The 22,605-nt window shown below is 33.2% G+C and carries 17 protein-coding genes; 14 read left to right on the plus strand and 3 right to left on the minus strand.

What is annotated here, in order from left to right; all coding sequences use genetic code 11:
• Positions 1-43 precede the first annotated feature (43 nt).
• The 6 genes from ACNFIH_RS04585 to ACNFIH_RS04610 all read left to right on the plus strand — a co-directional run bounded on the left by ACNFIH_RS04585 (position 44) and on the right by ACNFIH_RS04610 (position 4,367).
• A complete protein-coding gene (locus tag ACNFIH_RS04585) occupies positions 44-649 on the plus strand; it encodes a lactate utilization protein B/C (RefSeq protein WP_035648408.1) in 606 nt (201 codons plus the stop codon).
• A 1-nt stretch (position 650) separates the two neighbouring features.
• A complete protein-coding gene (locus ACNFIH_RS04590; protein WP_426485683.1) occupies positions 651-1,541 on the plus strand; it encodes a phosphatidate cytidylyltransferase in 891 nt (296 codons plus the stop codon).
• The gene (locus ACNFIH_RS04595) at positions 1,531-2,184 is read left to right on the plus strand and encodes a phosphatidylserine decarboxylase family protein (protein WP_142449413.1); all 654 of its coding nucleotides are present in this window, start codon (positions 1,531-1,533) and stop codon (positions 2,182-2,184) included. Before ACNFIH_RS04590 ends, ACNFIH_RS04595 begins: the two co-directional genes overlap by 11 nt.
• Complete coding sequence (locus ACNFIH_RS04600) at positions 2,184-2,453, plus strand: acyl-CoA-binding protein (RefSeq protein ID WP_035648415.1); 270 nt, start codon at positions 2,184-2,186, stop codon at positions 2,451-2,453. The genes ACNFIH_RS04595 and ACNFIH_RS04600 overlap by 1 nt, the downstream gene beginning before the upstream one ends.
• 7 nt (positions 2,454-2,460) lie before the next feature.
• Positions 2,461-3,243: a superoxide dismutase gene (locus tag ACNFIH_RS04605; RefSeq protein ID WP_035648416.1), complete on the plus strand. Its 783-nt coding sequence runs from the start codon at positions 2,461-2,463 to the stop codon at positions 3,241-3,243.
• A 65-nt stretch (positions 3,244-3,308) separates the two neighbouring features.
• Complete coding sequence (locus ACNFIH_RS04610; RefSeq protein ID WP_426485684.1) at positions 3,309-4,367, plus strand: glycoside hydrolase family 130 protein; 1,059 nt, start codon at positions 3,309-3,311, stop codon at positions 4,365-4,367.
• A 56-nt stretch (positions 4,368-4,423) separates the two neighbouring features.
• Here the strand turns inward: ACNFIH_RS04610 and ACNFIH_RS04615 are convergent, their stop codons facing one another.
• Positions 4,424-6,289, minus strand: a complete 1,866-nt coding sequence (locus ACNFIH_RS04615; RefSeq protein ID WP_426486711.1) for an alpha-amylase family glycosyl hydrolase — start codon at positions 6,287-6,289, stop codon at positions 4,424-4,426.
• 399 nt (positions 6,290-6,688) lie between these two features.
• Between ACNFIH_RS04615 and ACNFIH_RS04620 the strand changes: the two genes are divergently transcribed.
• From ACNFIH_RS04620 to ACNFIH_RS04650, 7 genes are all read left to right on the plus strand, one after another.
• Positions 6,689-8,332, plus strand: coding sequence for an OstA-like protein (locus ACNFIH_RS04620; protein ID WP_426486712.1), 1,644 nt, complete (start codon positions 6,689-6,691; stop codon positions 8,330-8,332).
• A gap of 95 nt (positions 8,333-8,427) precedes the next feature.
• Positions 8,428-9,621: an aspartate aminotransferase family protein gene (locus ACNFIH_RS04625; RefSeq protein WP_142449417.1), complete on the plus strand. Its 1,194-nt coding sequence runs from the start codon at positions 8,428-8,430 to the stop codon at positions 9,619-9,621.
• Between the two features lie 260 nt (positions 9,622-9,881).
• Positions 9,882-11,276 carry a tetratricopeptide repeat protein gene (locus tag ACNFIH_RS04630; RefSeq protein WP_426485685.1) on the plus strand — a complete coding sequence of 465 codons (1,395 nt, stop codon included), beginning with the start codon at positions 9,882-9,884 and terminating at the stop codon, positions 11,274-11,276.
• Between the two features lie 2 nt (positions 11,277-11,278).
• The gene (locus ACNFIH_RS04635; protein ID WP_426485686.1) at positions 11,279-12,028 is read left to right on the plus strand and encodes a shikimate dehydrogenase family protein; all 750 of its coding nucleotides are present in this window, start codon (positions 11,279-11,281) and stop codon (positions 12,026-12,028) included.
• Between the two features lie 66 nt (positions 12,029-12,094).
• Positions 12,095-12,844, plus strand: a complete 750-nt coding sequence (locus ACNFIH_RS04640) for a lipid A phosphoethanolamine transferase (protein ID WP_426485687.1) — start codon at positions 12,095-12,097, stop codon at positions 12,842-12,844.
• Between the two features lie 282 nt (positions 12,845-13,126).
• On the plus strand, positions 13,127-15,115 hold the full coding sequence (locus tag ACNFIH_RS04645; protein WP_426485688.1) for a DUF349 domain-containing protein: 1,989 nt from the start codon (positions 13,127-13,129) through the stop codon (positions 15,113-15,115).
• Between the two features lie 194 nt (positions 15,116-15,309).
• Complete coding sequence (locus ACNFIH_RS04650; protein ID WP_426485689.1) at positions 15,310-15,729, plus strand: OsmC family protein; 420 nt, start codon at positions 15,310-15,312, stop codon at positions 15,727-15,729.
• Positions 15,730-15,802: 73 nt separating this feature from the next.
• Here the strand turns inward: ACNFIH_RS04650 and ACNFIH_RS04655 are convergent, their stop codons facing one another.
• Entirely contained in the window at positions 15,803-17,071 is a 1,269-nt protein-coding gene (locus ACNFIH_RS04655; protein WP_426485690.1) for a tetratricopeptide repeat protein, read from the minus strand.
• A gap of 41 nt (positions 17,072-17,112) precedes the next feature.
• Positions 17,113-19,755 (minus strand): DNA gyrase subunit A, encoded by a 2,643-nt coding sequence (gene gyrA, locus ACNFIH_RS04660; RefSeq protein WP_426485691.1) that lies wholly within the window; start codon positions 19,753-19,755, stop codon positions 17,113-17,115.
• Between the two features lie 258 nt (positions 19,756-20,013).
• Here gyrA and ACNFIH_RS04665 point away from each other — a divergent pair, with 258 nt between their 5' ends.
• Positions 20,014-22,560 carry an ATP-dependent Clp protease ATP-binding subunit gene (locus tag ACNFIH_RS04665; protein WP_426485692.1) on the plus strand — a complete coding sequence of 849 codons (2,547 nt, stop codon included), beginning with the start codon at positions 20,014-20,016 and terminating at the stop codon, positions 22,558-22,560.
• The last annotated feature ends 45 nt before the right edge of the window (positions 22,561-22,605 follow it).

The raw sequence follows: 22,605 nt of genomic DNA on the forward strand, positions 1-22,605 counted from the left end.
CTTTGAACGTTTTCAATTAACATGTAAAGTATTTCATATAAAAATGAATTTTTTCAAAAAAATATTTGGTTCAAGTGATGCCGCCTCGGATGAAGAAAATGAAAGCGAATATGGAGGGAATCCTATTCAGAATAGTCATTTATCTATAGACGAACAATTCATTTTTAATTTCAAGAAAAATGGCGGTAAATTTTTGTATTGCGAAAACACACAAGAAGTTGCTGAACAATTTGAAAATATTTTAGAAGAAAATGATTGGTTTGAAAATGAAGTTTTGTGTTATGAACCTGCCCTTTTTCATTTATTAGAAGAAAATAAATTACTTTATATTTCACCTAGAAACCCTAAATTTTTATTAGCTTCCTGCGAAAACTTAATTGCCGATGAAGGCTCTATTTTGTTTTCATCAAAACAAATTAGACAGGATAAACCTAACGAACTTCCTGCAAACATTGTAATAATTGCTACTACAAGCCAGATTCTGCCAATGAAAAGTGACGGATTAAGCGCAATTAAACGCAAATACGAAAGAGACTACCCAACCAACATTACCACTATAAAATATTTCGAAAAGGCAAAAGAGGAAGATTTTACTCAATACGGAAGTGTCGCAAAAAATCTTTATTTACTGCTTTTAGAAGATCTTTAAGATGAACGAAACATTGAAGAGAACCATTTCTGGTGCTGTTTATATCGCTTTACTGCTTACCTCTATTCTGTTTTCTACTGAAAGCTTTATTATTCTTTTTGGAATCTTCTTAATTATTACAATTTATGAATTTTGCAATCTTGTAAGTCTTAATAAAGTATTTTCAATTGTCTTTGGAATTCTGCTGTATTCAACAGTTTTATTAATTAGTCATTACAACAAAGAAACTACTTTATTTCTGAACAAAACCTTTAATTCAGATTTCGATTTAACTACCAATATTCAGCAGTTAGATTTAGTTTTACTTGCTGTAACAATTGTAGTTTCTATAAAATGTATTTTGTTTTTATTTTATGATTCGGTTCAAAAAATAAGTACTTCTTCAAAATATTTATATTTATTAGGATACGTTACGCTTCCATTTATTTTTATTGTTAAAATCTCATTTGGAACCAATGATTACAATCCAAAAATTATTCTTGGCCTATTTATCTTGATTTGGACAAATGATACGTTTGCTTATTTGGTTGGAAAATCAATGGGAAAACATAAATTGTTTGAAAGAGTTTCTCCTAAAAAAACGATCGAAGGATTTTTGGGCGGTGCTGTTTTTGCAGCTTTTGCTGGTTATTTAATATCAAAATTATACATTCAGCCTAATCCTGAATTTAGCAGCAGATCCATTTTAATCTGGACCATAATTGCTGTAATTGTGAGTATTTTTGGCACAATTGGCGATTTAATTGAATCCAAATTTAAAAGAATTGCTGGCGTAAAGGACAGTGGCTCAATAATGCCAGGACACGGAGGCATTCTAGATCGCTTAGATAGTGTTATATTTGTAGCACCAATTATATTTTTATTTTATCAAATTTTATATTATGTTTCATAAAGAAGGAGGACCATCCATTTTATTAGGTACCGTTTTTGCAGTAGCCTTGCTTTTAATAGCTGAAAAGTTCATTGATATTACATGGCTTAGAATGCTAGTTCAAATTTTTGGCGTAGTAGTTTTGATTATTATTTTACAATTCTTTAGAAACCCTAAAAGAATTGCAATTCGCAACAGCGACCATATTCTTGCTCCTGTTGACGGAAAAGTTGTGGTTATTGAAGAAGTTTACGAAGGTGAATTTTTCAAAGATAAACGTTTACAGGTTTCAATCTTTATGTCACCAATAAATGTACACGTTACGCGTTACGCAATGGACGGAATTATCAAATTCAGTAAATATCATCCTGGAAAATTTTTGGTTGCATGGCATCCAAAAGCAAGTGAAGAAAATGAAAGAACTACAGTTGTAATCGAAAATGACACTTTCGGAGCTGTTCTTTACAGACAAATCGCAGGAGCTTTGGCAAGAAGAATTGTAAATTACGCTAAAGAAGGAATGCAGGTTGTTCAGGGAACTGATGCAGGTTTCATTAAATTTGGTTCAAGAGTAGATTTATTTTTACCTTTAGGTACTCCAATTGATGTGGTTTTAGGCCAAAAAGCAATTGGTGGAAAAACAATCATAGCTACAAAAGCTTAATGACTGAAAAAGATTTAGATACACGTTTTTCTGAAGCTGTTGAAGCTGCAATGCATATGACTCAGGCATCATTGCCACAAGATGTGCAGTTAAGACTTTATGCGTATTATAAACAAGCTACTTTTGGAACAGCGGTTTATAATCAATCACAAAATTTTGATTTAAGAGATGCATTCAAAACAAATGCATGGATGCAAATAAGTCATATTTCAATTGATGAAGCAAAAGAAAATTATATCGAAATCATTAATTCATTAACATCAAAATAAATTAATTATGAAGACAAACATTACTCGTTTTGGCATTTTAGCTTCATTTTTTGTATTATTTTCTTGTAACGATAGCAATAAACTGACCGAAGTTGTTGAGGTTCCTTTGCCAACTAAAGAAGAAAAAATTACTATTGGATCTCCTGATGAAGTAACAGTAGCGCCTGGCTCGTTTGGGCTTACAAAACTGCCTTTTTCTTACGATGGATTAGCTCCCGATATTCGTTCTCTTACTTTAGAAACACATTATTCAAAACATTATGTTACCTATACGAATAATCTAAATAAAGAAATTCTTTCAACCGAGTATGAAAATATGCCGATTGAGGATATCTTAAAAAAGATGGACTTAAGTAATGCTAAACTTCGTCAAAATGCTGGTGGTTATTACAATCACACTATGTATTTTAACTTACTGACGCAAAAAGAACAAACTCCAAAAGATACACTCGCGGGATCTATAAATAAAGAATTTGGCTCTTTTAACAATTTAACAAATCAGTTTAAAGGACAGGCCGAAAAGCAATTTGGTTCTGGTTGGGTTTGGCTGGTAGTTGACCTATATGGAAAGCTACAAGTAACAACAACAGAAAACCAAGATAACCCTTTAATGAAAAATGCTGTAATTCGCGGAACTCCAATTTTGGGAATCGATTTATGGGAACATGCTTATTATCTTGATTACCAAAACAGAAAAGGAAGTTATATTGATGCTTTTTACAAACATATAAATTGGGAAAAAGCTAACGAAAACTACAAAGAAGCTTTAAAAAAAGTTAAAAAAGTATAATTAAAGAGCTGATACTAAAATAAGTATCAGCTTTTTTTATAACTTAATGTTCTGATTTAAAGAACATGAAAGATATCGCCAATCGATTTATCGAAAATCCGCTGCTGTCTCCTACAGATATTCCTCCAAGCAGAGAAGGATTAGAAATTACCTGCCTATTGAATCCTGGAGTATTTCAATTTCAAAATAAAATATGGCTGGCAGTAAGAGTTGCCGAAAGGCCAAAACAAATTGAAACCCTTATATCGTTTCCAATTTTAACTGAAACTGGTGCAATTCAAATTATAGAAATTTTAAAAGATCATCCTCAATTAATCGCTACAGATGCCCGCGTTATCAATTATGAAGGAATTGATTACCTGACAACATTGTCACATATTAGATTATTATGTAGTGATGACGGAAAACATTTCTATGAACCGGAAGATTATCCGCATTTAGTGGGAGAAGGAATTCTGGAAACTTTCGGAATTGAAGATTGCCGTGTTTCCTTAATAGAAGGAAAATATTATCTAACTTTTACCTCAGTGTCGGGAAACGGCGTTGGAGTTGGTTTAAGAACTACTACAGATTGGAAAGTTTTTCAAAAACATGGAATGATTTTGCCTCCCCATAATAAAGATTGCGCCATCTTTGAAGAAAAAATAAACGGATTATTTTATGCATTACATCGCCCAAGTAGTGTTGATATTGGCGGAAATTATATCTGGATTGCCTCCTCACCTGATGGCATTCATTGGGGAAATCATAAATGCATTATCAAGACAAGAAAAGAACTCTGGGACAGTAAACGTGTCGGTGCCGGCGCTGCACCTATAAAAACAGAAAAAGGCTGGCTGGAAATTTATCATGGAGCCAATGAACATCATCAATATTGTTTGGGTGCTTTTTTAATGGATCTTGAAAATCCCTCAAAAGTAATTTCAAGAACTGAAAGTCCCATTATGTATCCGAAAACAGATTATGAATTGAGTGGATTTTTTGGAAATGTCGTTTTTACAAATGGTCATATTATCGCACCAGACGGAGATATCCTAACAATTTATTATGGTGCTTCTGATGAATTTGTTTGTGGTGCTCTTTTTTCAATTAAAGAAATAGTATCACTTTTAGTAGATATATAAAAAAACTGGTTTAGAAATTAACTCATTCTAAACCAGCTTTTATTTAAATTTTCAAATTAATTTACTTCATAAATAAATGATTCCGAAGGCCCTATTTTTACTAGCGCTGTTCCTTCTCCGTTTTTTACGGTAAAATACGTTTTGCTTTTTGAATATAATTTATCTACAAGTACATAAGAACCGTCTTTCAATTTCCATTTTGAAATAACATCAGCTGGAACTTTTAACTCAAATTCACTTGTTTTTTCTGAAGAAAAATTAGTAATAATAATCAGTTTTTGTTTTTCAGACCAACGAACATACGAATAAATCAATTCGTCATAACTATTGTTTTGACGGTTTACAGATTGTATTTCCTGAAAACTTCCCATCAAAGCTGAACTCTTGATCGAAAAATTTAAAAGTCTTTTATAAAAATCGCGCAAGTTTTTCTCTGAATCAGATAATTTTCCTCCATCAAATTTTCCGTCATTCATCCATTTTTGATGATTTGGAACTCCGATATAATCAAAAATTGATGTTCTGGAACGCTTTCCAAAACCAGCATCCTCATTTCCGGCCTCTCCTACTTCTTGTCCAAAATAAATCATTGTTGGTGAAGTGCTAATTGTTGCCGAAACAACCATTAAAGGTTTTCCGCGTTCCGGAGTTCCTGCAAATTCAGAACTTGCTAAACGCTGTTCATCATGATTATCCAAAAAATGAAGCATATGATGTTCAATATCTGACATTCTATTCTGAATATCTGACAAACCATCTGGCGATGATTTTCCTCGAATCACATCTTTTAATTTATCATACGTTTCTACTTTATCATATAAATAATCCATTTTTCCTAAACGAATATAATTTCGATATTCATTCGGATTATAAACTTCAGCCAATAAAAAAGCATCTGGATTTTTCATTTTGATCGCAGAATTCATATAACTCCAAAATTCATACGGAACCATTTCGGCCATATCATAACGAAAACCATCTACACCTTTTGCTGTCCAATACAAAGCAATATCTTTAAATTTTTTCCATGAACTTGGAACATCTTTATCTTGCCAAAAAACAAAATGTTCTTTATATGATTTTTGATCATATCCTGCTGGAAGCTCAGGAAAATCTTTGGAACCGTCTGGGCGAACACCATAATTCACTTTTACTGTTTCATACCAGTCGTTTTGATCCGGTTTTGCTTTTCGGGAGCCGTTTCCTGTCCATTTTGCTGGATTTTCTGCAAATTTCCCATCAATAAGCGGATTTTTTTCTCCGTTTAAAGGAACATCGTTATCTGGAATTTCAAAAGGAGAATTTGGGATATAATAGAAGTTATTATCTCTTTTATATTCAACCGAAACATCATCATCTGCACCAAAATCACGCACGCCTTCCGGATTGTTTTTACCTTCATATTTTCTGGCAATATGATTTGGAACAATATCAATAATCAATTTTAAACCTGCTTTATGTGTGCGGGCAATTAATGCTTCAAATTCCTGCAATCTGTTAGCTGGATCTTCTGCCAAATCTGGATTTACATTATAATAATCTTTTACTGCATAAGGAGAACCGGCACGTCCTTTAACCACTTCGGGATCATCATTTGAAATTCCGAAAGCAGTATAATCACGAACCAAAGCATGGTGCGGAACGCCTGTGTACCAAATATAAGTTACTCCTAAATCCTTGATTTCATGAAGCGCTTTATCTGTAAAATCATTAAATTTTCCAAGGCCATTTTCTTCAATTGTTCCCCACGGTTTGTTTGTCGTATTTTTATTTCCAAACAAACGTGTAAAAACTTGATAAACTACAACTTTATTCGTTGAAGCATTTTCTTCTTTTGCCGTGCTCATTTTTAAATCTTTTGTTTTGCATGCCGAAAAAAGCACACTTGCTGCCATTCCTGCAACAAAAATTCGTTTATTCATCATATTCTTTATATAATCGGTCTTTTTTGAGATTTCAGAATAAATTTGGTTTCCAAAACCATTTACTAAATTTAATCTAATTTTTAAAACCGATATAAAACTGATTTCAAATTGTTTCAAAATCACAAAAAAACAGTGTACTACAACGTGAGAGTTAGATATTTTGTTGATAAAAAAAGATTCAGAGATAACAAAGTGATAAAGGCGTAAAAACTTTTAAATGTATTTAAAAATGTCAAAAAAATCAATTTTAAACTTTGCTCCTTTGCTCCTTTGAACCTTTGTATCTAAAAACTATAATTTAATCCTAATAACAATCTAAGGTTGTATCCTTTTTCATAAATTTGACAAAAATTTAATCAATTGAAGAAATCACTCTTTTTCATATCTTTTTGTCTGATGTTCTTAACTGCGCAATTTGGTTTTGCACAAGCATCAAAAAATAAGCCGGGAGCTAAAAAAATCATTATAGAGAATGCTGACTTTTCTGATGTCAACCAAGAAATAGCGCCAGATGCAGTTTTATTAACTGGAAACGTAAAAATAAATCATGACGGAGTAGTTTTAACTTGTAACAAGGCTTACTTTTTTCAGAAAGAAAATTATTTAAAAGCTTTTGGAAATGTGCAATTGGTGCAAGGTGACACTTTGTATTTAAACAGTAAATACGCTGAATACAACGGAAATTTTAAGAAAGCTTTTGCAACTGGAGACGCAGTAATGACTTCGCCAGATGCAACTTTACAAACGGATACGATTAATTTTGACCGAAATGTTCAGCAGGTTTTTTACAACACCAAAGGAACAATCGTTAATAAAGACAATACTTTAGTAAGTAAATCAGGGCGTTATTTTGTTGCAGAGAAAAAGTTTCAGTTTTTGACTGAGGTAACAATTACAAACCCAAAATATGTTATCAAATCCAATCATCTGGATTATTACAGCAACTCTGGACATACTTATTTACTTGGCCCTTCAACAATTACGAGCAAGGCCAATTATATTTATACTGAAAAAGGGTTTTATGATACCAAAAAGAACCTCGCTCACTTCCTCCGAAAATCATACATAAAATACGATGACCGTCGCATTGAAGGTGATAGTTTGTATTATAACCGAAATACGGAATTTGCATCCGCGACTCGAAATGTAAAAATAACCGATTCCATAAATCGCGGTATTGTAAAAGGTCATTATGCTGAAATTTTCAAATTGAAAGATTCAATGTTTGTGACCAAAAGAGCTGTAGCTGTCAATTTTGTTGAAAATGATTCAGTTTACATTCACGGGCAAAAGTTAATGGTGACCGGAAAAGAAGGCGAAAGAATTTTGAGAGCGTTCAAAAATGTTCGTTTTTATAAAACCGATATGAGCGGTAAATGCGATTCTATTCATTCAAACTCAAAAACGGCATTGACAAAATTGATTGGAAATCCGATATTATGGAGCGGAGAGAGCCAGATAACTGGCGATGTCATGCATTTAATTGGCGATAACAACACTAAAAAAATAGATTCTTTAAAAGTACTCAACAATACTTTCCTGATTTCTAAAGACACTTTGGGCACCGGATACAATCAAGTAAAAGGGCTTAATTTATTTGGAAAATTCAAAGACGGAAAGCTCCATGATGTCGATATTGTCAAAAATACCGAAGTTATTTATTACAGTCGAAATGAGCAAAATGAGCTTGTTGGAATTGATAAAAGTGTCAGCAGTAAAATCAATCTGATTTTAGAAGACAATCAAATTGAAACACTAACACTATTTAACAATGTTGACGGTGATTTATATCCTGAAGCAGACTTACCCGAAAATGCTCGTAAACTACGAGGAATGCGTTGGCGTGGTGATGAACGTATTAAATCTAAAGACGATATTTTTACCGCCGAAGATAATGAACTGAATGAAAAATTAATTCAGGAAGGAAAAGATCAGGAAGAGAAAGATAAAAATGTCCCGATGAAAGTGAGAAAAGAGACTTTGAATTATGACAAGAAAAAACCGACTGTGAAGACAGAGGCAAAACCTAAGAAAAAGTAGTTTTCAGTCGTAGTTTTCTATTTACAAAACTTAACCTAAGCCTAAAACTAAAACCTTAGAACCTTAGTACCTTTGCTACTTAGCACCTTAAAAAAATGAATCCAGATTTTATAAAATATCAGGCACAAACTTCCCCTTATCCTTTAGGAATGGAAGTTTCTCACGCCATTGGCTCTTATATTTACGACACAAACGATAAAAAATATTTAGATTTTGTTGCAGGCGTTTCTGCCTGTACGCTGGGGCATCAGCATCCGCGCGTAAATCAAGCGATAAAAGATCAGTTGGACAAATATTCGCACGTAATGGTTTATGGCGAATATTCGCAAAGCCCTGCTGTACAATATTGTAAATTAATGGCTTCGCTCCTTCCTGAATCGTTAAACAAAACATATTTGGTAAATTCAGGTACAGAAGCTATCGAAGGCGCCTTAAAATTAGCAAAAAGAACCACAGGGCGCAGTCAATTGATTTCTTGTCATAATGCTTACCACGGAAACACAATGGGCTCAATGAGCGTTATGGGATTTGAAGAACGCAAACAAGCCTTTAGACCTTTATTGCCAGATGTTGATTTTGTAACTTTCAACAATGAAGAAGATTTACAAAAAATAACCACCAGAACAGCAGCAATTCTTTTAGAAACCATTCAGGGAGGCGCTGGATTTATTCAGCCTCATGATAATTATCTGCAAAAAGTCCGCAAACGTTGTGATGAAGTTGGAGCGTTGATGATTGTTGATGAAATTCAACCCGGTTTTGGAAGAACAGGAAAACTTTTTGGTTTTCAAAACTATGATGTTGTTCCGGACATTGTCGTGATGGGAAAAGGAATGGGTGGCGGAATGCCAGTTGGTGCATTTACAGCATCAGCAGAAAAAATGGATCTTTTAACTGAAAATCCTAAACTCGGTCATATTACTACTTTTGGAGGTCATCCTGTCATTGCGTCAGCCTGTTTAGCCACTTTGCAGGAATTAACTGAAACAAATTTAATGGCAGAAACGCTGGAGAAGGAAAAACTGTTCAGATCACTTTTGGTACATCCTTTGATTACAGAAGTAAGAGGAAAAGGATTAATGTTGGCAGCTATGACGGAATCAGCTGAAATTACCAACGAAGTCATTTTAAATTGTCAGGACAAAGGACTGATTTTATTTTGGCTTTTATTCGAAGGATGTGCGATTAGAATTACACCTCCTTTAACTATTTCAGAAGATGAAATCAGAGAAGGCTGTTCAATAATACTGGCAGTTATGGACGAAATTTTAAAAAAGAATAACAAATAAAATTTATTCATTTTTTTGCTTTCGTTAATCGGCACAGAATATTAAACAACAGATTTACAATCTATTAAAATCCAGATTGCAATCTAAAAAATAATTAAAACGAAGCTAATCCCTTAAGAACAAAGGAGATTTCTTCCCAAAACAGAATAAAAAACACCATATTTTGTTAATTAAATTGTTCAAAACAATTAATTCCCTTTCCTTACAACAATTATATGGTTGCCTAAATTTATAACAGGCTAATTTCAAATAGAGAAAGTATGCAATTAAGCAACGAAGAAGAAGATTATAACCTATCCCTATCTAAATTTGAGTCGATGTTAAAAACTAACAAAGTACTCTTTTTTGATTCTGAAGAATTTGAAGAAATTATTCTTCATTATTTAGACATAGGTAAGGCTAATTTAGCAAAAAAGGCCTTAAAACTTGCATTAGATCAGCATCCAAAATCTACAGGCTTAAAATTAGTACAAGTAGAAATGCTGGTTTACGACGATAAACTCGACATCGCTGAAAAGCTTTTAAATGAGTTGTATGCAATTGAACCCAACAACGAGGAAATTTATATCCAGAAAGCTAATATTTGTTCCAAAAGAGATCAACACGAAAAAGCTGTAGAATTACTTAAAATTGCCCTGCAATATACAGATGACTACGCTGATGTGTACAACTTGATTGGAATGGAATATCTTTTTATGGATAATCTTGAGATGGCTAAAGACAGCTTCATCAAATGTCTTGAAGAAGACTTAGAAGATCAGTCGGCTTTATACAACGTAGTTTACTGTTTTGAATTTTTAGATCAAAATCAGGAAGCGATCGTTTATCTTAACGAATACATCAACAGAAATCCGTATAGCGAAATTGCCTGGCATCAGCTGGGACGCCTGCATTATGGTATAAAAGAATACGAAGCTGCTATTCGAGCTTTTGATTATGCCACACTGATTGATGACGAATTTTTGGGTGCGTTTATGGAAAAAGCAAAAGCTTACGAACGCCTAAAAAAATACAACGAAGCAATTGAAAGCTACAATCGTACAATCGAGTTGGATGACGCGACTTCATACGCATTATTGCGTATTGGTAAATGTTATGAAAAACTTGGAAATGCGATAAAAGCACTTCAATATTATAATCAGACCGTTCATGAAGATCCGCTTTTAGATAAAGGCTGGATTGCCATTACTGATTTTTATGTGCGTCAGAAAAACTTTCAAAAAGCTTTATTTTTTGTAAACAAAGCATTGGCAATCGACAATCAAAATCGTTTGTATTGGAAACGTTACGCAACGATTAACAAACAAATGAACTTTTTTGAAGAAGCTGAATTTGGATATAGAAAAGCCGTAGAATTTGGAGATTATGCTTTAGATACTTGGTTGTTTTGGGTTGATATTCTTCAGTTTTTAGGTGAATTTGAAAGCGCTATTCAGACCTTATTGCAGGCATGTGAATATTTTCCTGAAGAAAACGAAATCGAATATCGTTTGGCAGGATTGTATTTTATGATTCAGGACAATACAAAAGCAAAATTTCATTTAAGCAATGGTTTGCGATTAAACTTCGATAATTATATCTTGATTGAAGATTTGTTTCCGGTTGTATGGTCGAAAAAAATGGTTAAAAATTATATTGAAAAACATAAGAAATAAGAATGATTGATACTCTAAAAAGACGTTTCGGCTTATTAGGCCGCAATATTAGCTACTCTTTCTCAAAAGGATATTTTACAGAAAAATTTAATAATGAAGTTTTTGCCGGAAATACCTATGAAAATTTCGACATTTCTGAAATCAGCCATTTCAAAGGTTTACTTAAAAACAATCCTGATTTGAAAGGTTTAAATGTCACGATTCCGTACAAAGAGCAAGTTATTCCTTTTTTAGACAAACTTTCAACAAAAGCAAAACTGATTGGTGCAGTAAATACAATTAAATTCACCAAAAGCGGAAAATTAAAAGGCTACAATACCGATTATTATGGTTTTAAAAAATCATTAAAGCCTCTCTTAGAGCCTCATCATAAAAAAGCATTAATTCTTGGAACTGGAGGAGCTTCAAAAGGCGTAGCTTTTGCACTTGATGAGCTTGATATTCCGTACACTTTTGTTTCTCGCGAAGCCAAAGAAAACATTATCGATTATAATTTGATCAATGCTACTACATTTGACAATTTTCAAATCATAATCAATTGTACGCCAGTAGGAACAAGTCCAAACATTGAAGCTTGTCCTGATTTGCCTTACGAATTTTTTACTGACAAGCATATTGCTTATGATTTGATTTATAATCCAGCTGAAACTCAGTTTATGAAAAACGCTAAAGAAAAAGGCGCAATCATAAAAAATGGTTATGATATGTTAATTTTTCAAGCCGAAAAAGCCTGGAAAATTTGGAACAAATAAAAAAAACATTCAAAATTAAATATTAAAGTATTTTTCATAACTTAGACTACTCATTAATAGCTAGTTATGAAAAATATTCTACCACTTTTCTTATTAGGTTTTTTTGTAAATATCGGAGCATATGCTCAGGGAACAGAAGTTGAGGAAAAAATTCCATTTACTGAACCACGTTTTAGATACTATCTCCAAACACTGCTTTTTTATAATGAATACTTGGACACCGATAATGGTTCCTTTAATACCACCCAAGTCCGTGCCTTAGTACCTATTGGCAGTAAAGCATGGAATTTACGATTTGATCTTCCAGTTGTATCAGCAAATACAAACGAACAAAACAAAACAGGACTAGGTGATATTGGTGCAGGTATCAGTTACATACCTTATATGCAGAATCACCAAGGTATAGCAGTAAGAGCGAGAGTTTATTCCAATTCTGCCACAGATCCGGCCTTTGGATCTGGAAAATGGGTATTTATGCCTGCCTTTTTTTATGGTCGTTATTTTAATGACAAAAAATTTTTATGGATTTCATCTATTGAATACCAGCAGAGTTTTGCCGGATCAAGTGAACGAAAGGACGTCAGCACTGGTGTTCTTGAAAGTGTATTGTTTCATTTTTTTGGAAAAAACTGGGTGGCTGGTGATGTAGCATTAAGATATAATAGCACTATAAAAGGCTATCAAAATAATGCTTATGTAGAATATGGAAGAAAAATAACTCCAACCAATTTAGTGTACATTCATCCAAGTGTTGCATTTGGAGGTGATAAAACCTACAATTGGGGGCTCGAAGGCGGAGTTCTTATTTTATTTTAAACTGTTTTTATTTATAGCAAATACTAAAGTCTGATTCGATTTAAGATATAATCAATTCGGCATTTATTAAGCTTAATCTGTTTTTTAACTTAATTTATTCTTTATTTTAAATTTACATATATTTCAAGAAAAGGATAAAAAGACTGTCTCATTTATACAATGTAATTCTATAAATTAAGGATTTCATCGTAAAATAGGTTATAAACAAGTGATTTATTTTGTATTTAGAAACACCTTTACTATCTTTCGCACTGTTAAAAGTAAAAACCTTATACATTTAAAATGTTAGAAGAAAAGAATGATAACCTGCAGGAAGCAGACGGAAAATTAGTAATCGACACTACTGATTCTATTCAAGAGAACGCAATTGAAGAAACATTGGGTAAAGAAGAAACTACTGAAAATTCAGTTTCAGAAAAAGAAACTGCAACAGAAGAAATAACAACCGAAGATGATCATCAAGATGCGTTAGATGCGATAACAAATTCTAATGCCGAAGAAGGTGAAGATGAAACGCTAAAAGAGCGTCATGATATTCCTATGCAGGATTATGATACTTTTTCATTAGATGCACTTGTTGATGAGCTAAAAAAACTGATTCAGACAGATAAAGTAATGTCTGTTAAAGATCATATCGAAGAAATTAAAAAATCATTTTTACTACAATACAATCATTTAATTGAAGAGAAAAAAGAGGAATTCAATGCTTCAAAGCAAGATCCGAATGAAGAATTTGAATATCATTCTCCTTTGAAATCTAAATTTGATGAATATTATAATGTTTTTAGAGAAAAAAGGAATGTTCATTTTAAACATTTACAAACTAATTTAAAAACAAATTTAGAAAACAGACTTGCGATTGTTGAAGAACTGAAAGAACTTATAAATCCACAGGAAAACATCAAAGATACTCTTAAGCACTTTAATGAACTTAGAGAAAGATGGAAAAATGCCGGAGCAATTCCAAAAGATAAATACAATCATGTTTGGAATAATTACCATTTCCACGTAGAAAATTTCTATGATTATCTGCATTTAGACCGTGAAGCGAGAGATTTGGATTTCAAATACAATTTGGAACAAAAGCAAAAAATCATCACACGTGTTGAAGAATTAGCTAACGAAACTGATATCAGCAAAGCATTTCGCGAATTGCAGGATTTACACAGAATCTGGAAAGAAGATATCGGTCCTGTTTCAAAAGAACACCGTGATGTTATTTGGAACAAATTCAGTGAACTGACTAAAAAAATTCATGATAAGAGAGAAGTATTGTTTGAAAGCCAAAGAGCAAACGAACAACAAAATCTTGAAGTAAAGAAAGAAATAATAGGTAAAATTGAAGTTTTAGGAACTGAAAAAGTCAATTCTCATTCGCAATGGCTTGTACAGATTCAAAAAGTTGAAGCATTGAGAAATGAGTTTTTTGCAGCCGGAAAAGTGCCTTCGGATGTAAATGAAGAAACCTGGGCAGCATTTAAAACTGCTGTTAGAAATTTCAATGCATTTAAAAATTCATTTTACAAAGACATTAAAAAAGATCAAAACGATAATTTAAATAAAAAAATGGCTTTGGTTGCAAAAGCCAAAGAATTACAAGAAAGTACTGATTTTGGCAGCACTACTCCAATCATGAAGCAAATTCAGGAAGAGTGGAAACAAATTGGTCACGTTCCTAAAAAATATTCAGATAAAATCTGGAAAGAATTTAAAGATGCCTGCAACCATTATTTTGACAAATTAAAAGAACATAAGTCTGAAGAGAATCAAGATGAAGTTGCTGCTTTTGACAACAAAAAAGCTTATTTAGACATTTTAAAAGCATACCAACTTACTGGCGACCATAAAACAGATTTAGATGCCATTAAACAACATATTGAAATCTGGAAAGGTTACGGAAAAGTGCCTTTTTCAAGACGTCATATCGAAGGAAAATTCAACAAAATTCTTGATGCGCTTTTTGAAAAATTAAGCCTAAGCAAAAAAGAAAGCGAGATGATGCGTTTTTCTAATCGTATTGATTCTCTTTCTGACAGCAATGATACACGCAAATTAGATAATGAAAAAATCTTTATAATGCGTAAAATTGAAGAAGTTCAAAATGAAATTTTTCAATTAGAAAACAATATTCAGTTCTTTACGAATACTAAAAACGCTAAAAAAGAAAACTCAATTGTTCTTGAAGTGCGTAAAAACATTGCAATCCACAAAGAAAGCCTTGATGTATGGAAAGACAAATTAAAACAGCTTCGTAATTTAAATCAAGAATAAAACTCGATTTAAACAATTATAAAGATAAAGGGTGTAGTGAAAAATTCATTACACCTTTTTTTTGTAGTTGACTTTCTGATAACAAATTGATAAAACAACACTTCGAAATAATGCTTATATTTGATAGATTGATTATAACTGATAATTGATAATCAATACTTTAAATATTTTTTATTAATCAAAATACTCAAATAATGAAATTTACAAGAAAAGCACACGCCAACTGGCAGGGAACTGGCATGGAAGGAAAAGGAACAATAAGTACACAAAGCACAACTTTAGATAATGCACAATTATCATTTAAAACAAGATTTGCTGACGGTGTTGGAACAAACCCAGAAGAACTTGTTGCTGCTGCTCATTCGGGTTGTTTTACGATGCAATTAAGCTTTTTGCTGAATGAAGCAGGTTTTACCGCTGATGATTTAACCACAGAAGCGACAGTAACTTTTGAAGATGGAACTATAACACTAATCCACTTGGAATTAAAAGGAAAAGTTCCTTCGATTTCTGCTGAAGAATTTAACGCTACAGCAGCAAAAGCAAAGGAAATTTGTCCAATTTCAAAGCTTTTAAACACAACAATAACTTTGAATGCAACTTTAGAAAGTTAATCAAAATTAAAGCATAAAAAAACCATCCGCCTTAGCGGATGGTTTTTTTTATATTACTAATTGAGATGTTTTATTATCCTTTAGCTTTCAAAGCTTTCGCTTCAGCTGTCATTTCAAGCGCGCTGTAAACACCTAATAATGTTTTAGTAACATCTTCGTTTTTAGGATCTAACTCGTTTGCTTTTTTAAGATAAGGGATTACACTTTTGAATACACCTTCTCTTTGTGCTTTTAATACATCATAACGCTTCATATCTTTAGCTGAAGTACCTAATTTATTCATTTCGTCAATGATTGGTTTTTCAGCCTCTAATTTCAAAGCAGCAATATTAATATAAGCATTTACATAATCAGGTTTGATTTCAATTGCTTTAGCATAATATTTCTCAGCATCAGCTGTATTTTTAGCATTAGCACTGATTACTCCTAAATTGAAAATCAAATCAGCGTTGTTAGGATCTTTCTCTAAAGCTTCGCTAACTAATTTCTTGTATGTATCGAAATCTTTAGTTTCAAGATACAAGTTAGCTTCTGTAAGAATCAAAGAAGTATCTTCTGGATTTGTTTTTCTTGCATCAGCAATTGCTTTTTTAGCCTCTTCAATTTTTCCTTTTTGAACTAAAATTAAAGCTAAGTTTTTGTAGATTTCTCCTCTTTTAGAAGGAACTGCTTCCGTTTTAGGTTTTTCGTGAGTTCCTATTTTCACAGCTAAATCTCTATCTTTTGCATTAGCAAAACCATCTTCGCTTCCTGAAATCTTATTTACTGCAGTATAAAGAGTTCCTTTTCCTGAGTAATTTAGTTTTTTCAATTCTTCATACATTGGCAAAGCAGTATCATAATCCTGAGCATTTACAGCTGTAGAAGCTGCGTAGTACAAGTTAATTGTATCATTTTTATCTAATTGATAAGCATCATACAATTTAGCAGCGCTTTCTTTGTGCTTATTTGCTTGAGAATCAGCAATAGCTGAATTGATTAATTTTCCTTTAATCTCAGTAATTGAAGAAGCAGCCTGAGTTGAATACTTTTGTTTTCCAGAAGCTTTTTCAACATCAATCAATGTTTTGTAGCTTTCAGCAGCAGCAGATAAATTTTTACCTTCTTCTACTTTTTTATTCGCTAAATCCAAATAAGCATTCCCTTTAACAAAATAGTATTGAGCCTGCTCAACATCTTTAGCATTTGTTACTAAATTTTCAGCATCTTTTAATATTGCAATTGCTCCTTGAGCATCTCCGCTTTTTAAAGCTTTCTCAGCATTTTTGATTTGATCTTTCTGAGCAAAAGTTGCTGCTGAAATCAATAATGCTGAAGCAAGTAATAGATATTTACTTTTCATAATATTCAATTTGTATATTTAATTTTAATTTTTCTTTTTTATTATTCTTCAGATTCCTCCTCATCAGATTCTTCTTCTTCGTCCTCAACTACATCATCAGCGTCATCATCGTCATCTGCTGTTCCGTCATCCTCAAGAACTTCATCAAGATCTGGCTTAACTCTTTCTATTCCAGACTCAACAATATTTCCATCTTCGTCAACAACCTCCTCCTCAGCGTCATCTTTCATTACTTTTGTAACTGCTGCGATAGAATCTTTTCCTTTTAAATTGATCAATCTAACACCTTGAGTTGCACGTCCCATAACACGTAAATCCTCAATCGCCATTCTGATTGTCAATCCTGATTTATTGATAATCATTAAATCATCAGCATCTGTTACAGCACTAATAGAAATTAACTTACCTGTTTTTTCTGTAATATTAAGCGTTTTAACACCTTTACCACCACGGTTTGTAATTCTGTAAACATCTTCACCATCGTCGTCAACTAATTTTGTACGTTTTCCGTAGCCGTTTTCAGTTACAACTAAAATTTGTGATTCAGAAATATCATTTTTATCAACTGTAACCATTCCGATTACTTCATCCGTTTCATCTTTCAATGTAATTCCACGAACTCCAGAAGCTGTTCTTCCCATCGGACGTGTTTTAGTTTCTTCAAAACGAACTAATTTACCAGATTTAACAGCTAAGATAATTTGGCTTTCTCCGTTTGTTAACTGAGCACCAAGTAACTCATCGCCTTCTTTAATAGTAATAGCCGCCACACCATTCACACGAGGTTTAGAATATTTCTCTAAAGAAGTTTTCTTAACCTGACCTTGTTTTGTTACCATTACAAGGTTATGTGTATTGATATAATCTTTGTCTTTTAAATCTTGTGTACAAATGAAAGCTTTTACTTTATCATCGCTTTCAATGTTTACTAAATTCTGAATTGCTCTTCCTTTAGCTGTTTTACTTCCTTCCGGAATTTCGTAAACACGCATCCAGAAACATTTCCCTTTTTGCGTAAAGAACATCATATATTGGTGGTTGGTTGCAACGAACATATGCTCAAGGAAATCCTGATCTCTTGTTCCTGCACTTTTTTGCCCAACTCCTCCTCTATTTTGAGTTTTATATTCAGTAAGATTTGTACGTTTGATGTAACCTGCGTGAGAAATCGTAATTACCACATTTTCATCGGCAATTAAATCTTCGATACTTACATCTCCACCAGAATATTCAATCTGAGAACGACGAGCATCACCGTATTTATCACGAATTTCAATTAATTCTTCTTTGATTAAATCTGTTCTTAAATTAACGTCTGCTAATAAAGCTTTCAAATGCTCAATTAATTTCATTAATTCGTCAAACTCAGCTCTTAGTTTATCCTGCTCCAGTCCAGTTAACTGACGAAGACGCATTTCAACAATTGCACGAGCCTGAATATCAGACAACTTAAATCTTTCGATTAATTTCTCTCTTGCTTCATCTGTATTTTTAGACCCTCTGATTAACGCAATTACTTCATCAATATTATCAGAAGCAATAATTAATCCTTCTAAAATATGCGCTCTTTCCTCAGCTTTACGCAATTCAAACTGCGTTCTTCTCACAACTACCTCATGACGGTGCTCAATAAAATAGTGAATCATATCTTTTAGATTCAACAATTGAGGACGCCCTTTAACCAATGCAATGTTATTTACACTGAAAGAAGATTGTAATGAAGTATATTTATATAAGGTATTTAAAACTACGTTTGGCGTAGCATCACGTTTTAAGATATAAACGATACGCATACCATTTCTATCCGATTCATCTCGGATATTCGCAATACCTTCAATTTTTTTCTCGTTAACCAAATCAGCCGTACGTTTAATCATTTCGGCTTTGTTAACTTGATAAGGAATTTCAGTAACAATGATACATTCTCTTCCGTCAACTTCTTCAAAACCAACTTTAGCACGCATTACAATACGGCCTCTTCCTGTTTTGAAAGCCTCACGAACACCTTCGTATCCATAAATTACACCTCCTGTTGGAAAATCTGGAGCTTTAACGTGTGTAATTAACTCATCTATTTCAATATCATTATTATCAAGATAAGCTAATGTACCATTGATAACTTCTGTTAAATTGTGTGGAGGCATATTTGTTGCCATACCAACAGCAATACCAGTTGCTCCGTTCACTAATAAAGTAGGAACTCTTGTTGGCATTACTTTTGGCTCATATAAAGTATCGTCAAAGTTCAATTGAAAATCAACAGTTTCTTTTTCGATATCTGCCATAATATCCTCAGATATCTTACGCATTCTAGCCTCAGTATAACGCATTGCTGCCGGACTGTCACCATCAACAGACCCAAAGTTACCCTGACCATCAACTAATAAATAACGCATACTCCATTCCTGAGCCATACGAACCATCGCATCATAAACTGAAGTATCTCCGTGTGGGTGATACTTACCCAGAACCTCTCCTACGATTCTTGCAGATTTTTTGTGGGCAGATCTTGAAGTTACACCTAAATCATACATTCCGTAAAGAACTCTTCGGTGCACTGGTTTTAAGCCATCTCTAACATCCGGAAGTGCTCTCGATACAATTACTGACATCGAATAATCGATGTAAGCTGATTTCATTTCATCCTCAATGTTAATAGGAATTAACTTTTCTCCTTCAGACATAAGTTGTTATGTTTAAATAATTATATTAGTTTCAAAGCGTGCCAAGATACGTTTTTTTGAAATTTTTTCAGCTATTTCCTTACACTTATTTCAATGATTTATTAACAACTTTATTTTGCCTTTTAGTTAATAAATTAAGCGTTTTTTAACTCTTTTATTGTTATTTTTTTTGTCAATTAGCTGACAGCAGATCTCAATAGGTATGATTTTTGTTTTTCAACCAGTAAATAATTAAATTTACATATCGAATTATATATTATGGATGATAATTTTTCACCAAGAGTAAAAGATGTTATTACATACAGTAAGGAAGAAGCTCTACGTCTGGGGCACGACTTTATTGGTACTGAACATCTGATGCTAGGCATTTTAAGAGATGGTAACGGAAAAGCTATTCATATACTTAATAACCTAGCAGTTGATTTAGATCATTTACGCAGGAAAGTAGAAATACTGAGTCCAGCCAATCACAGCATTGAGATAAACACTGAAAAGAAAAACCTTCATCTTACACGCCAGGCTGAAAGAGCCCTTAAGACAACATTTCTTGAAGCAAAAGTATTTCAAAGCTCGTCGATTAGCACGGCACACCTGCTTCTATGCATCTTACGAAACGAAAACGATCCAACAACCAAGCTATTGAATAAACTAAAAATAGATTATGACATAGCTAAAGAACAATATCTAAACATGACGCCAAACGAAGAAGAATTTTTAGAAAACTTGCCACGAAACGAGTCATACAATGACGATTCAGGACAAGATGACAGTCTTAAAGAAAGCAGTTTTAATAATCCCGCCAATAAGTCAAACAAAAAATCTAAGACTCCGGTGTTAGATAATTTTGGGAGAGATTTAACAGAAATGGCCGAGGAAGGAAAACTGGATCCTGTCGTAGGACGCGAAAAAGAAATTGAACGTGTTTCTCAAATTTTAAGCAGAAGAAAAAAGAACAACCCGCTTCTTATTGGAGAACCTGGAGTTGGTAAGTCTGCTATTGCAGAAGGACTGGCTTTGCGTATTATCCAGAAGAAAGTTTCTCGTATTCTTTTCAACAAACGTGTTGTCACTCTTGATTTGGCCAGCTTAGTTGCCGGAACAAAATACAGAGGCCAATTTGAGGAAAGAATGAAAGCCGTAATGAACGAGCTTGAGAAAAATGATGACATTATTCTTTTCATTGACGAAATTCACACTATTGTGGGTGCTGGAGGAGCAACAGGTTCACTTGATGCTTCAAACATGTTCAAACCTGCTTTAGCAAGAGGCGAAATTCAATGTATTGGCGCTACTACTCTTGATGAGTACAGACAATATATCGAAAAAGACGGCGCCTTGGAAAGACGTTTTCAAAAAGTAATTGTGGAGCCAACTTCTGTTGAAGAAACAATCGCTATTTTGAACAATGTAAAAGACAAATACGAAGATCACCACAATGTAACATATACTCCAGAAGCTATTGAAGCTTGTGTTAAGCTAACAAACAGATATATGTCTGAGCGTTTCTTACCAGACAAAGCTATTGATGCAATGGATGAGGCTGGATCACGTGTTCACATCACTAATATTGATGTTCCAAAACAAATTTTGGATTTAGAACGTCAGTTAGAAGAAGTTCGCGAAATGAAGAACATGGTAGTTAAAAAACAAAAATATGAAGAAGCTGCCAAACTTCGTGATGACGAAAAACGCATTGAAAAAGATCTAGCTGTTGCTCAGGAACAATGGGAAGAAGATTCTAAAAACAACCGAATTGAAGTTACAGAAGATAATGTAGCTGATGTTGTTTCGATGATGACTGGAATTCCTGTTAACCGAATTGCACAAACAGAAAGCAACAAATTAGCCAAATTGCCTGAATTAATTCAGAATAAAGTAATTGGACAAAATGAAGCTGTTTTGAAAATTGCACGTTCTATTCAACGTAACAGAGCCGGACTTAAAGATCCTAACAAACCAATTGGTTCGTTTATTTTCTTAGGTCAAACTGGTGTTGGTAAAACACAATTGGCAAAAGTATTAGCAAAAGAATTATTTGACTCTGAAGATGCGTTAGTTCGTATCGACATGAGTGAATACATGGAGAAATTCGCGATTTCTCGTTTAGTTGGAGCGCCTCCAGGATACGTAGGTTATGAAGAAGGTGGTCAATTAACCGAAAAAGTTCGCAGAAAACCATATTGTGTTGTTCTTTTAGATGAGATCGAAAAAGCGCATCCAGATGTATTCAACATGATGCTTCAGGTTTTAGATGACGGATATTTGACAGATAGTTTAGGTCGCAAAATCGACTTTAAAAACACTATCATTATCATGACATCGAATGTTGGAGCGCGTCAATTGAAAGATTTCGGACAAGGTGTAGGATTCGGAACTGCGGCAAGAACAGCTCAGGCTGATGAAAACTCAAAAAGCATTATCGAAAATGCTCTAAAGAAAACTTTTGCTCCTGAATTCTTAAACAGAATTGATGACGTAATCGTATTTAATGCATTAGAAAAAGCTGACATTGATTTGATTATCGAAATCGAATTGAAAAAACTTTATTCTCGTATTGCTGAGTTAGGTTACAAATTAAGCTTAACAGACAAAGCAAAAGCATTTATTGCTGAAAAAGGTTTCGATAAGCAATTTGGAGCCAGACCATTGAAAAGAGCAATTCAGAAATACGTTGAAGATTTGTTAGCCGAAGAAATCATCACTTCAAAAATACATTCTGGTGATGAAATCATGATGGATTTAAAAGATGATTCACAAGAATTATCAGTAGAAATTCATAAAGCTGAAGAGCCAACAAATCAATAAATTAGTTAAAATTTATAACACAAATAACTTACCCGTTACGTTTTC

This window comes from Flavobacterium sp. 2 (assembly GCF_049949195.1).
GTDB lineage: Bacteria > Bacteroidota > Bacteroidia > Flavobacteriales > Flavobacteriaceae > Flavobacterium.

What these genes read in the sequence shown, in the direction of transcription:
- ACNFIH_RS04635 (WP_426485686.1), top strand. Translation starts at nt 11,279, where the DNA reads ATGATTGATACTCTAAAAAGACGTTTCGGCTTATTAGGCCGCAATATT.
- ACNFIH_RS04590 (WP_426485683.1), top strand. Translation starts at nt 651, where the DNA reads ATGAACGAAACATTGAAGAGAACCATTTCTGGTGCTGTTTATATCGCT.
- ACNFIH_RS04610 (WP_426485684.1), top strand. Translation starts at nt 3,309, where the DNA reads ATGAAAGATATCGCCAATCGATTTATCGAAAATCCGCTGCTGTCTCCT.
- ACNFIH_RS04615 (WP_426486711.1), bottom strand. Translation starts at nt 6,289, where the DNA reads ATGAATAAACGAATTTTTGTTGCAGGAATGGCAGCAAGTGTGCTTTTT.
- ACNFIH_RS04665 (WP_426485692.1), top strand. Translation starts at nt 20,014, where the DNA reads ATGGATGATAATTTTTCACCAAGAGTAAAAGATGTTATTACATACAGT.
- ACNFIH_RS04650 (WP_426485689.1), top strand. Translation starts at nt 15,310, where the DNA reads ATGAAATTTACAAGAAAAGCACACGCCAACTGGCAGGGAACTGGCATG.
- ACNFIH_RS04655 (WP_426485690.1), bottom strand. Translation starts at nt 17,071, where the DNA reads ATGAAAAGTAAATATCTATTACTTGCTTCAGCATTATTGATTTCAGCA.
- ACNFIH_RS04605 (WP_035648416.1), top strand. Translation starts at nt 2,461, where the DNA reads ATGAAGACAAACATTACTCGTTTTGGCATTTTAGCTTCATTTTTTGTA.
- gyrA (WP_426485691.1), bottom strand. Translation starts at nt 19,755, where the DNA reads ATGTCTGAAGGAGAAAAGTTAATTCCTATTAACATTGAGGATGAAATG.
- ACNFIH_RS04640 (WP_426485687.1), top strand. Translation starts at nt 12,095, where the DNA reads ATGAAAAATATTCTACCACTTTTCTTATTAGGTTTTTTTGTAAATATC.
- ACNFIH_RS04585 (WP_035648408.1), top strand. Translation starts at nt 44, where the DNA reads ATGAATTTTTTCAAAAAAATATTTGGTTCAAGTGATGCCGCCTCGGAT.
- ACNFIH_RS04600 (WP_035648415.1), top strand. Translation starts at nt 2,184, where the DNA reads ATGACTGAAAAAGATTTAGATACACGTTTTTCTGAAGCTGTTGAAGCT.
- ACNFIH_RS04625 (WP_142449417.1), top strand. Translation starts at nt 8,428, where the DNA reads ATGAATCCAGATTTTATAAAATATCAGGCACAAACTTCCCCTTATCCT.
- ACNFIH_RS04595 (WP_142449413.1), top strand. Translation starts at nt 1,531, where the DNA reads ATGTTTCATAAAGAAGGAGGACCATCCATTTTATTAGGTACCGTTTTT.
- ACNFIH_RS04645 (WP_426485688.1), top strand. Translation starts at nt 13,127, where the DNA reads ATGTTAGAAGAAAAGAATGATAACCTGCAGGAAGCAGACGGAAAATTA.
- ACNFIH_RS04620 (WP_426486712.1), top strand. Translation starts at nt 6,689, where the DNA reads ATGTTCTTAACTGCGCAATTTGGTTTTGCACAAGCATCAAAAAATAAG.
- ACNFIH_RS04630 (WP_426485685.1), top strand. Translation starts at nt 9,882, where the DNA reads ATGCAATTAAGCAACGAAGAAGAAGATTATAACCTATCCCTATCTAAA.